This window comes from Nostoc sp. 106C (assembly GCF_002154725.1).
Classification (GTDB): domain Bacteria; phylum Cyanobacteriota; class Cyanobacteriia; order Cyanobacteriales; family Nostocaceae; genus Aulosira.
Genome location: NZ_MTAW01000163.1, coordinates 1 through 14,586 on the forward strand (window position 1 = coordinate 1; position 14,586 = coordinate 14,586).

At 41.4% G+C, this 14,586-nt stretch carries 11 protein-coding genes; 3 read left to right on the plus strand and 8 right to left on the minus strand.

Annotated features, from left to right (window positions below; translation table 11 throughout):
- Positions 1-272 precede the first annotated feature (272 nt).
- A complete protein-coding gene (locus BV375_RS24670) occupies positions 273-551 on the plus strand; it encodes a DUF1778 domain-containing protein (RefSeq protein ID WP_086765412.1) in 279 nt (92 codons plus the stop codon).
- A gap of 10 nt (positions 552-561) precedes the next feature.
- Positions 562-1,065 (plus strand): GNAT family N-acetyltransferase, encoded by a 504-nt coding sequence (locus BV375_RS24675; protein ID WP_086765414.1) that lies wholly within the window; start codon positions 562-564, stop codon positions 1,063-1,065.
- 255 nt (positions 1,066-1,320) lie between these two features.
- Here BV375_RS24675 and BV375_RS36220 read toward each other — a convergent pair whose 3' ends face one another.
- The 3 genes from BV375_RS36220 to BV375_RS24690 all read right to left on the minus strand — a co-directional run bounded on the left by BV375_RS36220 (position 1,321) and on the right by BV375_RS24690 (position 4,528).
- Complete coding sequence (locus BV375_RS36220; RefSeq protein ID WP_143842201.1) at positions 1,321-1,506, minus strand: hypothetical protein; 186 nt, start codon at positions 1,504-1,506, stop codon at positions 1,321-1,323.
- Between the two features lie 550 nt (positions 1,507-2,056).
- On the minus strand, positions 2,057-2,467 hold the full coding sequence (locus tag BV375_RS24685) for a tetratricopeptide repeat protein (RefSeq protein WP_086765416.1): 411 nt from the start codon (positions 2,465-2,467) through the stop codon (positions 2,057-2,059).
- A 117-nt stretch (positions 2,468-2,584) separates the two neighbouring features.
- Complete coding sequence (locus BV375_RS24690; protein ID WP_243714038.1) at positions 2,585-4,528, minus strand: ShlB/FhaC/HecB family hemolysin secretion/activation protein; 1,944 nt, start codon at positions 4,526-4,528, stop codon at positions 2,585-2,587.
- A 208-nt stretch (positions 4,529-4,736) separates the two neighbouring features.
- Between BV375_RS24690 and BV375_RS24695 the strand changes: the two genes are divergently transcribed.
- Positions 4,737-10,169, plus strand: a complete 5,433-nt coding sequence (locus BV375_RS24695; RefSeq protein WP_086765418.1) for a CHAT domain-containing protein — start codon at positions 4,737-4,739, stop codon at positions 10,167-10,169.
- Positions 10,170-10,345: 176 nt separating this feature from the next.
- Here BV375_RS24695 and BV375_RS24700 read toward each other — a convergent pair whose 3' ends face one another.
- The 5 genes from BV375_RS24700 to BV375_RS24725 all read right to left on the minus strand — a co-directional run bounded on the left by BV375_RS24700 (position 10,346) and on the right by BV375_RS24725 (position 14,430).
- Positions 10,346-11,416, minus strand: a complete 1,071-nt coding sequence (locus BV375_RS24700; protein WP_166507521.1) for a hypothetical protein — start codon at positions 11,414-11,416, stop codon at positions 10,346-10,348.
- Entirely contained in the window at positions 11,364-11,648 is a 285-nt protein-coding gene (locus tag BV375_RS36225; protein WP_134075817.1) for a hypothetical protein, read from the minus strand. Before BV375_RS36225 ends, BV375_RS24700 begins: the two co-directional genes overlap by 53 nt.
- A gap of 452 nt (positions 11,649-12,100) precedes the next feature.
- A complete protein-coding gene (locus BV375_RS24710) occupies positions 12,101-13,279 on the minus strand; it encodes a hypothetical protein (protein ID WP_086765424.1) in 1,179 nt (392 codons plus the stop codon).
- A gap of 80 nt (positions 13,280-13,359) precedes the next feature.
- Entirely contained in the window at positions 13,360-13,641 is a 282-nt protein-coding gene (locus BV375_RS24715) for a zinc ribbon domain-containing protein (RefSeq protein WP_208099185.1), read from the minus strand.
- A gap of 192 nt (positions 13,642-13,833) precedes the next feature.
- A complete protein-coding gene (locus BV375_RS24725; RefSeq protein WP_086765425.1) occupies positions 13,834-14,430 on the minus strand; it encodes a hypothetical protein in 597 nt (198 codons plus the stop codon).
- Positions 14,431-14,586: the final 156 nt, after the last annotated feature.

Sequence of the window (14,586 nt, forward strand, 5' to 3'; positions counted from 1 at the left end):
GGTTAATTTCTGAGAAATCAACAATAGCTTCTGTGTGAGTTAAAAGCGCTCTTCCTATCGGGAGGGCGCTTTTTAATTTCTATTTTCTTGAGCGATATCGAGGTGAAGTACTACGGGTTTTCCTATGCCTCACCCTTAGCTTCTCAAGCTCACCACGTAACCGTAGTGATGCATACATGATGAACTACCTTGTGGAGAAATTTCTCCTGTTGTCAGGACAATGTGTGTATGCTAACTTAGGTGTTAACAGTAAACAGATCTAAATTTAAATTATGAGTCAATTAAGTGAGCCTAGAACTGAACGGATCGATATCCGTACTAGTTCTAGTGTTAAAAAACTGTTGCAGCAAGCTGCTGCTGCAAGCCATAAAAATGTTAGTGAGTTTTTATTAGAACATGGTTTAATTGCTGCTCAAGATGCTTTAACAAATCGCAAGCTCTTTGTTTTAGATGATGAGCAATGGCAAGCTTTTCAAAACGCTCTTGACTCTCCATCCACAGAAAAACCTCGTTTGCGTCGTTTATTAACGGAACCAAGCGTATTTGAGTAACTTGTCGCTAGTGAACAGTCTATATATTGATAAATTATCAGCTTCCCATAATATTCAAGACTTTGATTGTGGGAAGCCTGCTTTAAATAACTTTTTAATTAATTATGCTTTACAAAATCAACAGTCTGATAGTTCAAAAACATATGTAGCGTGTTTAGATAATACTGTAATTGGTTATTACACTCTAACTGTAGCCTCTGTAATTCATAAAGATGCGCCACCTCGCATTATTAAGGGACTGCCTAAATATCCTATACCTGTAGCCCTTTTAGCTCGTCTAGCGGTAAGCAAAGATTTTCAAGGTCAGAGAATAGGAAGTGGTTTATTAAAGGACTGCTTAAAACGTGTAAATGCAGCAGCAGATATTTTAGGTATTCGTGCTTTGCTAGTTCATGCTCAAGATCATGAAGCATTAAGATGGTATGAAAATTTTGATTTTGAACCTAGTCCTACTGACCCTTTACATTTATTTTTAATACTGAAGGATATTCGGAAAATCTTAGCAAACAGTTAGTAATTGCAAAATCCAAGACAAATTAATTGTTATTTGCACCCAATTTTATAAGCAAATCTCTGATTAATATTCTTTAGGCATTAGTTTTAATCTAGCTCTCATCAACAAAATGTTTTAACTTCTTTACAGAAACCTAATAGAACACTATCATCATATTCTGTACAATCAAGTAAGAAGCTTCTAGCGTTACCAGCACTAGAAGCTGATAAAACACAATAAAACCTATGTAAAGCCTTGTTGTTAAACAACGGGGCTTTACTTACCATTAGGGATTAAATACCCTAAATAAGCAGCAACACTAACTCTTGCTACTTCTATAAAGACAGGCCTAGTACTCTCATCAATAAATGCAAACCCTAACAATCCAAGCATAGACACAACAACGACAAACGCAAGAATTAGATTCGGTAAATTACTATTTGAGTTAAACCTTTGGTTCATAACAAATATGTCCTTTAAACGACATAGCTATATGAAATTTAATTTTCGGATACGACACTAGGCTTTTCCCAAAAATGTGTACAAACTTCATGGTTAATTCATAATTAGTTTGTTTTTTCTTCATAAAATCATTACAATTTATGTAAATGTAACTTTATTTAATAATTATTCGTCATTGGTCATTGAGCAAAATAGTAAAGCAGAAGATAAATTTATCTTCTGCTTTACTATTGTTTTTAGTATTGTCTGCTTTTTTCTCTTCCTTTAACCTTTGTCGCAACATCTATCTTTGTTTTTTAAGTTACCGCTTTCTTGCTGAACCACCTTTACCTTTATCGTTCCTTTCCTCTAGACAAGGAGATTTCCATCTTTTCAATCTCATAATTTTTTAGCTCTCTTAAAGTTGAAAACTTTAGAAAATAGTTATCCTATTTTATGTGACAGAATCGGGCTTTTCCAACTGTGATTGCTTATTTTGATGATTAATCCTGAATATTCGGTTATACCTATATACTTTAAATGCGTAATAGGCAATCGGCAGGCATGATTGTCAAATTAAGTAATACATAGTGCCTTCTGGAGCCAAAGTCACTGCTGCATTGTAATCTTCAATTGCTTTTTGTTGATTACCTAATTCTTGGTAGATTTGACTGCGCCAATAATAAAAGAAAGCGTTATGAGGATTAATATATATAGCTTGGGTGTAATCTTCTAATGCGCCTTGACGATCGCCTAATTTCTTTTTGCGAAAATTAGCTCGTGCTGTGTAAAGTTCAGCGCTGTTGGGATGAATGTAGATTGCTGTATTGAAATCTGCAATCGCTCCCTCTATATCTCCCTGTGCAAAATGATTGTAAGCTTGTTTAATATATAAGCTGGCATCTTTTGGTTTTACAAGTATTTCTACCTGTAATGGTGGAATTACTTTAGGTTGGCTGAAATCTTGAGCATTGCTATCCATCTTATTGAGAATAAAAATAATATAAGATTTTGCAGGTTTTGTATACTTTTAGCGTACCCACAATTTTCGCGATTATAACTAATAGCAAATATCAAAAATTGAGAAGATTGAATAATTCTACGGTTGATAGCGAATACTAAAGTAAAAGCCATCATCTTGGGCGTTATTACCGCGATCGCTCAAATTCACAAAAGGAATGCCATAATCAAGGCGCATAGTCATCCGGTCTATCCCTAAAGCTTGATTCCACAATAATCCTAAGCCTGCGCTAGCCAGAAAGGTTTGATTGGGCTGCTTATTAGGATTATCAGATTGATTCCAAACTGCTCCTAAATCTAGAAACGGTGCTAGCTCGATTCTAGGCAAACCAGCTTCATTACGTTCCACTGTAATCCGATCTTCAATGGCCACACGAAATCCATTATCTCCAGAACGGGCATTTTGGCGATATCCGCGTACAGACTGTCCACCACCAATAACAAATTGCTGGGAAGGTAGAAGACTATCTGGTGTGAGTTGCAACTCTGCTTGCATGAGTAATAAATTATTTTCATTGAGCTGCTGTACGCGCTGAATTTGTCCCAGCCAACTGAAAAAACGGCCATCAGGAATGGGATCTTGATTGATAGTGGCATCAAATAAGCCAGTTCCTAAACTAAATTGCGATTGTAAATACCAGGCTCCTTGAGGATCGCGCCTAACATAGTCTTGGCTAAATTTGAAAACACTCGTGCGACTGACTCCATTGATATCAGGGCCAATACCAAAGGGGGTTGGGAGTTGATCGAACAGAAAAGTTTGACCATCTTCATAAGTAAACCCAAAAGATAGAGCAAATTCTTCTCTGGGCGATCGCATTAATGGCTGACGAAAACTAATATCATAGACATCTTGGTTCGCTTTAATACCCAACTGGTCGAACGGTGGCTGCGTGATTTCGTTGCGATTCGGTGCAAATCGCAAGCGTATTCTCCCGTTCATCGGGTTGACGGGAATTTGATAGCTAAAATCAAAGACATCAGAACCACCTGTGAGAGTGTGATACCAGGAGCCTGCTAGTTCATCTCCATTTCCAGTTATATTGCGATCGCGCAGTTCTATTCCGAATCTTTCCGAACCAATACTAGGCGGTGAATAGTTATCTATGCTAAAGCTGCTGGTAAAAGCATTTGCTTCCTCAACTCTAACAATCAGAATACTTTGACCGACTTTACCCGTAGGACGAAGACTGGCTTCTACATTAGTAAACAGTGGATCGAGTCGCAGTAACTTTAATTGCTCTTCTAACTGAATAGTATTTAGCGGTATCCCTGCACCTAAGCGGATGCGACTGCGAACATAGGAAGGATTTAAGCGTCGCGTTCCTTCTACATCAATTTCTGCTACACGCCCTTCAATAACGCGAATGACTACAACACCATCTGTACTTCCAGGCTGCTGAGTTACAGGAATCGCCCTAGAATTAATATAGTTATTATTTAAGTAAAGCTGGGTAATAGCATCAGCAGCTTTTCTAATCTCTTCTAAGGTCAATTCTCTGCCTTCAAAAGGTTGTACAACCTGATTTAACTGTTGTTCTTTAAAAACTGTGCTGTCTATAACCCGAATTTTGCGGACGTAAATGCGTTCAGGAGTTACTGACGGTGTTTCTGCTGGTGGGGTTGGCGAGGATTGAGTGGGTTGGCTAACTGGTGAAGGCTCTTGTTGAGAAGGGTTAGTCTCTGGTGTTTGTACTAATAAAGGTTTTGTGGTGTTGAGTTGTACAGTATAGCGAATATCAGAGGGTTGAGACTCATTTACTAAGCCAACAGCCGGAGTGTTGCTTTTGGACTCAAAGCTCACAACTTTCAACTCAGTATTTTTTTGGTAACGGCTGACATCGCGATCGCTCGCTATAGCTTTTAGCCCATTCATCGCAATCATCGATGCCAGAATGAGCAAGCTACACTTAAAACTGAGAATTTGGTAATTTCGCAGATTATCTAACAGATGAAATAAACAGATAAATTTTTGCTGAATGCGGGCTTGAGTCTGAAGACCAGTTTTTGTAACTTTTCTCATTTCATTGTGTAGGGATGTGTCACTTAACGACCTGGCCTGTTTGGACTCCGGATTATGCCATAACGCCCCAGTAATATTTGAATATCATATTTTGAGAGCAACATTAAAAAGAATTGATGTATTTAACTACAATTTTTAGCTAGGGCCCCTCAGTGATAACCACTAGCATTATATTCTGGTAACAGGTTAAAAACTTCGGAGCACTTCCATGTCACTGCCGATTTCTATTATCATCACTAATTACAATCGGGAGCGTTATCTTGGGGACGCGATCGCCAGCGTCCTCAACCAGACATGGCAAGACTTTGAGCTAATAGTGTGGGATGATGGCTCCACTGATGGATCGGTAGCGATCGCCAAGCAATATGCACAGCAAGATGGGCGAGTGCGCGTAGTGAAAGCACCTCATCAGGGAATGCTGTTATCTCGTCAAGGTGCGATCGCTCAGGCTCATGGAAAGTACATTGGTTGGGTAGATAGCGACGATTTGCTAGCCCCCACCGCCTTGGCTGAAACTGCTGCTTTCCTTAACCGTCACCCAGAAATCGGATTTGTTTACACCGATTACCTAAATATCGACGCCAACAGTAAAGTTATCGGATATGGCGATCGCTGTCGCATTCCCTACTCTAAGGAACGACTGCTAGTGGATTTTATGACCTTCCACTTTCGCCTAATTCGCCGTTCAGTTTACGACTTAGTAAATGGACTCAATGGCGCGCCAGATTACGCTGAAGACTACGATCTTTGTTTGCGACTTTCAGAAGTTACCCAAGTAGGACATATAAAACAGCCACTCTACTATTACCGTCAACATTCAGGGAATATGACTCAAGCAGGTAAGTTGCAACTGCTGTTGTGTTCTCAACAAGTGATTACTCAAGCACTGCAACGGCGTGGACTGGCTGAGAAATATCGAATTGATGTCGAATTAAGCACAGGTCGCTTCAGCTTGCGGCAGCAGAAACTCTTACAAGTTAAGCCCTTCAACAATAGGTCAGTGCTGCATCAAGCGCTTAAGTGCTTATTACGAACTCCGCATATTAGCTTAGCAATGCTTCCTTTACTTGCAGCTATTCCAGTACGAATGGCTCAAGGGCAACAAATTGTACCCGCAGCGGATGGTACAGGAACGATAGTTACTCCTAATGGCAATAGACTGGATATTACTGGTGGTACGACATCTAGTAATGGGGCTAACCTCTTCCACAGCTTTCAACAATTTGGCCTAACTCCAGAACAAATCGCCAACTTTCAAGCAAATCCCAATCTACAAAATATCCTGGGTCGGGTGACGGGTGGAAATGCTTCCATTATCAATGGCTTAATTCAGGTAACCGGTGGCAATCCTAACCTGTTTTTGATGAATCCGGCTGGATTTGTTTTTGGTCCCAACGCTAGCTTAAATGTCCCCGGTGCTTTTACAGCGACAACAGCCAACGGTATTAGCTTTGGCAACAGTTGGTTTAATGCCATAGGCACGAATAACTACTCAATTTTAGTAGGCAATCCTACGGGATTTGCCTTTACTATGAGCCAGCCAGGAGCGATTATTAATGCTGGCAATTTGGGAGTAGGTACTGGACAGAATTTGAGCCTTTTAGGCGGAACGGTAATTAATACTGGGCAACTCTCAGCACCATCAGGACAAATCTTAGTTACATCCGTACCCGGACAAAATTGGGTACGTCTCAGCCAGCCAGGAAACTTATTGAGCTTGGAAATTCAACCCCTAGCTGCTAGTAGCAATCAACCAAACGATTGGACAATTCCAGTTGCCTCTTTACCAGAATTACTCACAGTAGGTAACACAGGGTTAACTGCCAATTCTGATGGTACTGTGAAAGTTTCAGGCTCCAACAGTAATATTCCCAATACTTCTGGTACAACCATTGTTGCTGGTAAAGTCGATGCATCCGGGACAACAGGCGGTACAGTCAATGTTTTGGGTAAAAAAGTAGGACTAGTTGGTGCTAATATTAACGCCTCTGGCACTAATGGTGGCGGTACTGTGCTGATTGGCGGCGATTACAAAGGTCAGGGAACTGCGCCCAGTGCAGATCAAACTAATGTAGATTCTAAATCTGTAATTGCAGCCGATAGTAACTTAAATGGAAATGGGGGGCGGGTTATTGTTTGGGGTAACGACACAACCCAGTTTTTTGGTAAGATTACTGCTCGTGGCGGAGCTAATCTCGGCAATGGTGGTTTTGTTGAAGTATCGGGTAAAAATTTCTTAACCTTTAATGGTTTGGTATCTACTTCAGCAGCCAATGGTAATTTTGGGACTTTATTACTCGACCCCAGCACATTAACTATTATCGACGCCCCATCAGGCGGTAGTTTTGATAGTACGGCTGGCAATATTCCCTCTAACCTGGCAGATATTGCACCAAACACTGTTTCTTGGGGCGCGCTCAATGCTTTGGGATTTGGTGCAAACATTAATTTACAAGCCACAGGCAACATTACCATCGATACCATCACAGGCAATACACCAGGTGTAACTACTGCTGCTGGTGTGGCTACATTAAATTTAGGTAGTAGCGGTGGTTTCAGTCTAACCTCAACCAATGGTTCTGTAATTTTCGCTAATCCCAACAACACAATCAACACTAATGGAGGAACGATTACTATTTCCGGTGCCAGTTTATCGCTGGGAAATTTCAACACAATTGCTAGTTTTAGTAAAAGCGGAAATGTAAATTTGTCTGCTAGTGGCAACATTAGTGCAGGTAACATAATTGCCAGTGGAAATGGTTATGGAACTGGAGATATTAATGTTACTAGTAGCAATGGCGCGATTACTTTGGGAAATCTCGACACTAGTACTAATAATTCATTTTCAAGCCCAGCCAGTGGTGGCGCAATAACTTTAAATGCTACTGGAGATATCCTAACTAATACGATAAATTCTTCTTTTAGTAATAGCTTCAGTAACTCTGGTGCGGGTGGCAATGTTCAATTAAAGACTACAGCAGGCAGTATTACGACAGGTGCAATTAACTCTTCTGTCAGTAAAACCGGAGGAGGCAATTTTACAGGTACAGGTGGTACTGTTAACTTAACTGCCACAAATAATATTAACGTTGGTGCCATTAACTCCTCAGCAACCGCTACGGATGCTGATGGATCTGCAACTGCTACAGGTGGTGCAGTTAGTTTAACTACTGGAAATAATATTACTGCTACTACTATTGATAGCTCTGCGATCGCCACAAATTTTGGTTTAGGTGCAACGGCTACAGGTGGTAGTATCAACCTACAAACTACCAATCCTTTCGGCAGCCTAATTCAGTTTAATACTCTCAACTCACAGGCAACAGCAGACTTTAGCGGCACTGTTCAAGGCGGTAATGCACAAGTCCAAACTAACGGATTAATTCAAGGACTAGGAACAATAGCTGGGGGTGATACGATTGCCACTAGTGGAATTATTCTTGGTGAACCAAATATTACTTTTGCACCTCCTACAGGCGGTACTATCACGATTCAACATGATGGAGGCCCAAATAATAAACCATTTATTGTAGGTGATGCCAGTGTAAACGGTACAGTAGGCGCACTAAATGCTGGGGGAAGTTCAGTAATATTGGCAAATCCCACAGTAAATTCCTTCCCAGTTTTACCAAATGGGGGAACGGCGAGTGGAACTCCTGGCGGCATAACTATTAATTCGATCAACAGCCCTCCGACACTAACAGCAATTTCATCGTTACCTGATACCCAAACTAATCAACCAGTTACCTTTACCTTTGATAGCTTAGCGGCGGTAGTGTCTGATGCGAACAATGATGTCACTACCATTCGAGTTGATGCGGTGAATACAGGTAGTCTCACTGTCAATGGTGTTCCTGTTGCTCCTGGTGTTACTACTCTGGTGAATGGTGATACTTTAGTTTATACGCCGCCTACAGATACTAATGGTTCTTTAACTGCCTTTACTATTAGTGCGAATGACGTTGTTTCCACTTCACCACAGATCCAGATAGGAATCAACGTCATCCCCACACCCACACCAACGCCGACACCAACGCCAACGCCAACACCAACCCCGACGCCAACACCAACCCCAACGCCAACACCAACCCCAACGCCAACCCCAACGCCAACACCAACCCCAACGCCAACCCCAACGCCGACGCCAACACCAACCCCAACGCCAACCCCAACGCCGACGCCAACCCCGACACCAACTCCAACGCCAATCCCGACACCAACTCCAACGCCAACCCCAACACCAACTCCAACTCCAAATGTTCCCCCCTGTAATTTCCAGTGTCATCAAAATACACCGATTAACCCTAACCCGAACATTCCGAAGAATAATGTTACTATTCTTGATACTAACCCCACTCCAGAAGATAAATTAACAGCTAGGGTTGCAGGCTATTTAGGTATATCTAATCCGCGACTCAAATCACCGGATGAGGCTAAGGAGATTGCTCTTCAAATAGAAAAAGCTACAGGTGTAAAACCTGCATTTATCTATATTAGTTTTGTACCTGTAGAAATTCCACCAGATGGACTTTTAGGTGGAATTTTAGGCGGTATTAAATCTATTAAACAGTTGAATACCGCAGCCGAAAAGAACACCGAACAACTAGAACTGGTGGTAATAACTGGAAAAGGCGACCCCATACGCAAGCGGATTTCAGATGCGACAAAAACTAATGTTTTGAAAGTAGCTCAAGAATTCCGCGACCAAATTGTGAATCCACAAAATCGTCGTCGCAATAGTTATTTACCTTCATCGCAGCAACTTTATCGTTGGATAATTGCACCGCTAGAAACAGATTTACAGGCACGAGGAATCAACAATCTAATTTTTCTTCCAGACATTGGCTTACGTTCAACTCCAATGGCAGCTCTTCATGATGGTCAAGGGTTCCTGGTAGAAAAATATAGTATTGGTTTAATGCCCAGTCTCAGCTTAACCAATACTCTTTATACAGATATTAAAAAATCCCAAGTTTTAGCCTTAGGAGTTTCCCAAAGTACCCAAGGACAAGAACCTTTACCGGCAGTTCCAGTGGAATTATCAACAGTAGTGTCGAGACTCTGGCAGGGTAAATTACTGTTAGACAAACAAGCAACTTTAGATAATCTCAAAGCCATCCGTCGTCAACAACCGTTTGGCATTATTCACATGGCAACCCATGCTGATTTTAATGCAGGCGCTTTGAGTAACTCTTATATTCAGTTGTGGGAAGACAAGTTACGTTTGAACCAGATACGACAATTACGCTTAAATGAACCCCAAGTTGAGATGATGGTGCTGAGTGCTTGCCGTACTGCCTTGGGTAACGAAGAAGCAGAGATTGGGTTTGCTGGTTTAGCTGTACTGGCTGGTGTAAAAACTAGTGTTGCTAGTCTTTGGACAGTCAACGATGTAGGTACAGCAGCGTTGATGACAAAATTTTATGAGAGTTTGAGGAATGCACCGATTCGAGCAGAAGCTTTAAGACAAGCTCAAGTAGCTATGGCAGAAGGAAAGGTTTACATCAAGAACGGTCAAATCCAAGGTTTGGAACCAATTAGGGGTTTGCCTTTGCCTACCGAAAACGGCGATCGCCCCGATCAATCTTTATCCCATCCTTATTATTGGGCAGGATTCACAATGGTTGGTAATCCTTGGTAAACTGAATCAAAAATTGCTGCCTAGATCCCCGACTTTTTAAAAAAGTCGGGGATCTAAATCCAGAAAATATTGCGCGATCGCACCTTAAATTACTCCCGAAGTTGCGGAGAACCTATAAGGTAATTGAATCGCGCATTGAACCATAACATCTTGCTATCAAAACTTAGAATTCAAAGCTAAATATGTAGCTTGTTTGACTCCTGAGTTTTAAATTCTGATGTGTAACTTGTTGCTTCTTGAAACAAGAAATCGGCAAATGCATCTGCTAACTTCAGATCAGAAAGTCCTTCGACAAATAAAAACTGACCTTGGGGATTGACCTCTAACCAAATAGGTTCGCCGTCGGCATCCAATTTCAAATCAAAGATGCCCATCCGTAGACCCATTATAGTCATGAATCTATGTAGACCAGCCTCAGTTTCCTTTGGCAGTTGATAGGGTTCTACAACTACCTCATCCAGATGAACACGCCAATCCAGGCGATCGCAACTGATTAAAGCTGCGTGAAAGCGATCGCCAAACGCATTCACTCGCAGATGACGAGTACCAGAAATCATTTCCTGATAAATCGCTGGCGATAATCGTAATGTCCGATCACTGGATAACAGAGCATCGTTGACCTGGTGAGTGGTTAATGGGGCTTTAGTTGTACCTGCGACTGTCTTGACGATCGCTTGGTTATTCAAAGCCCTACAGAAATCGCGGATAATCTCCGGGTCTTGACTCACCAAAGTTTTGGGAACGCGTAAGCCCGCTTGCAGCGCTGCTCGTAATTGCGAGAGTTTGTTCTCTGCTTTGCGGCTAACATCAGGGTGATTAATCCACACTCCCCGAAATTCGTTGAGCATGATGCCAGTGAAACTTGCCATACAATCATTTAAAATGACATCTATGGCTGCCTCATCCACTACATCAGGCGGTAGCTGAGATTGGTGAGATTTTTTCCACGAATTCCCACTAGGTCGCCGCCACCAAATTACATCTAGCTCCTGCACATTTAATTCTTGTCCGCCCAGAGTGGGGAGAATTGGTGCATAAGCTGCTGTTGATGACCAAGTGAGTTTACCACTATCAGCTAATCGGTCAGTTTCGATGATGTCGCATTTGACTTGGTGACGGTCTTGCAAGGTTTTCCGAATGGCATAGGCATGAAAATCTTCCTCAACCGTCGCAATGGCTATATGCGGTTGATAATTAGAAGCAGTCACTGTCATCCCATCCGCTATCACTACCTGAGATGGTGGCACAATGCTCATTTCTCATGGAGAGATTGGTAGCATCAGCAATGGTATGTGTATATTGGGTAAGTCTTTCCGGTACAGGATATTCAGAGGGCGGACGGACGCTTAAAACGGCGGGAACTGCTTCTTGCTTTCCGTTATTTGCTGAAGCAGCATTCGCCGATGTTGCCACGCTAAGAGTATTAATAGCCGCAACAGATATCATCACTGCGGGTAACAAACTGGTTTTATAGTTCATGTACTTTTTCCTAATTGGAGAGTTGAGTTAAAACCATTTCTCAATGGCTTTAATGAATTTGATATTTAGTAAATTAAGAAACAATCGGGGAGAAATAGGGGAGATAAGAAAATATTGCTGACCTTTTCAGCAGCAGTCCTATCGCTCTAAGGCTTCTAGCCTTAGGCTAAACAAACAAAGCCCACGGAGGTGGGCTAAATGCAAAAAAGAACTGTTACAGCCTGCCTCAGCAGGCTTTGTAAATTAGCCCCAGGCTTGCAACTTCAGGGACTTCTAGGGATAAATTGAAGATTTTTCTTACTTGTGTGTACACTGTAGACCGCTTTGGTAAGCAGGGGCAGCAGGAGCAGAAGAAATGTATGAAACTGAGGCATCAGGTAGATTTACGCCGCTATCAACTTAAGTCTAGATTTGCATCAATCTTTCTTTCAGAATGCTATCAATATCTACACTCATTCACTTTCGCTGGATGTAGCCTCATTAATTTGATTGTTTTGCAGTTCCCGCATGAGTGAATCGAACTCGCTAGTGTTTGCGCCTCTAATAAATAGAGACTGAATTCTACTGGCGATCGCATTTATATCTTTGGCTAACCATCTACTGAGATTTTTGACAAAGTTTTTCAGCTTTTCAAACATGGCAAGTTCTGCCGTGGAATATTTATCTTTATATGGATATACTACTTTGCCTTTTTCGGTTTCATAGTACTCTTCTTCAGGCATCAGCATTGACTTAAGTGGGTCTACTTGTCTTGCCATGTCTGCTTCTGCTTTCTTATGGCTGAGAAATAGAACATCATAAACTTTGTTGTTCCAAGTCACCCAATAATGATTTTGAAAAAACCAGCGCTTCCCATCATCACAATTAGGTTCTCTACCTCGGTATGGAATCTTTCCTGTTTCACTTAAAAATGGTTTAGATGTGTTCTCAATACTTATATTTTTAATGGCAAAATATTCCTCAGCTACTTTTTTAAAAGCACGTGCTAATGTTTGGCAATCACCTTCTCTAGTACCTTTCAAAAGGTTTTCATGGCTTTTACTGACCATTGTGTAGTTAAAGCCAATATTTTTAAATTTGTAAAAAAGTAATTCTAAAATTTGCTCAGGTGGTAAGGTTTCATCTATGTCATTTACTAATTCTTTCGCTAGTAAATAATCTTGGAGAAATTTTTGTTTTTTCTCTGCTTCAGCCTTAGGTTGTGAGTTTTCTCTAGCTAGTAATACTTGGTCTTGTAAACTAGCTGTATTTATTTGCGTGACTACAGAAGTAGCACTATCAGCTTCCGGCTCGTATTGGTCAGCGAGCTGAGGACGATTTGTGGCGATTTTCTCAAAGTCATGACCAACACCAGACCTCTGATTTTGCAAGAAGTCATTCATTTTCGCCTGCAATACAGTCAATCGTTCTTGGTCTTCAGGGCTGAGGCTACCGTACTTTGCCTGGATTTGTAATTTTGTCGCTTCTATCTGGTGCTGTTGAAATTCTTGGTTCTCAATTTCTACCTGAGTCAGCGGTGTATGAGCGCGAAGTTTAGGTTTGTCCGTAGACTGGGGCGATACTAAATGACTTGACTCTAACTGAGAAGTTGATGAGTCAGCTTTTTTGTGGATTTGCAGTCTATCTTTCATCGCTAATCTCACAACTGAAGACTTAAGGTTAAATCAATTATTTGACATCCTCACTGGGCTAAAGCCAGGGTGATTCCAATCTATTCAAACAGGCTTAACTGTATGAATTCTTGGTGGGTTGACGCTTCACAGGATGCTGCTACCTTTACGGTAGTCTGACGCTTTCCTCCACTTCCGTTTTGAGCCTCCGAATGTCCTCCGGCGGCTTTGATGTTGACTGCGGCGTTTATGTCTCTGTCGTGGGTGGTTTCGCAGTTTAAACAAGTCCACTCACAGATAGAAAGATTGAGCTTCCCGCCTCTAAATCCGCAGCACGAACAAGTTTGACTGGTTGGCTCCCATCTATCGATAACAATGAGCAAGTGCGTCGTTCCAAACTACGCGAACACACCCGAACAGTTTACTTAGTAGCAACTGCTGGGTGTTGTTTGGGTAGATTCGGTAACGATAACGTGCTTTCATATTTATAGTTTTAGCACTCGGTTGATTTTACCGTGCAATTGCGATCGCACTACTTACGATCGAGCCATACAAAGGTACGGTTGAAAATTTTCCTAATCTTCCCCAGGAAGCATATAGCGGGTAACTGAACCTTTATGCTCAATATTCACAGCGTACTGTGAGAGAAATTCAGTAGACCAAATTGGCTCTGATGCAAGTTGAACTCCAGGCTCATCACCAACCCAAGCAGGAGCCGGAGTATAGAAGTCCTGACCGTTAAGTTGTCGAGAAAGCCACTCTACACCTTCATTGTGACAACGACCTGCTCCTAGAAAATCACCCTGCTGATCAAAAATTTCTATAAACCGACCGCTATTGTCCCATCCATCATCAACATACCCCTGTATTAGAAGAGCAAACGAATCAGATGATTCAACAGGAATTTTTACCAGGTACAGATTGCTGAGGCTGTATTGAGAGTACCAAAAATGGCTATTATAAGTTTTAGCTACAGACTGAGGAATATCTTGCTCAATTCTTTTAATCTCTACACAATTGAAAGTCATATCAGTAGATAGCGTTAATAGCTGCACGCTTGCAATTCGACACTCAGGAAAAAAATTACAGAACGAGTCTGATAAATCGTAAAGTTTATTAAGTTCTGTTGAGTAAAATTGTCTAACTACAGACTGTCGGATAGCTAAATTCATTCACTTTATACTCTTAAGTACCATCAGCTTAAGCTTGCCCATCGCACAAGCAGGCCATTAATGTAACCCAAGTTGCTAGTTACAAAAAGCCTGGTCTCAGCTACAGTCTGGAAGAGTTAAAATAATACCAATTTGAAAAAATAATGCGATAGATTG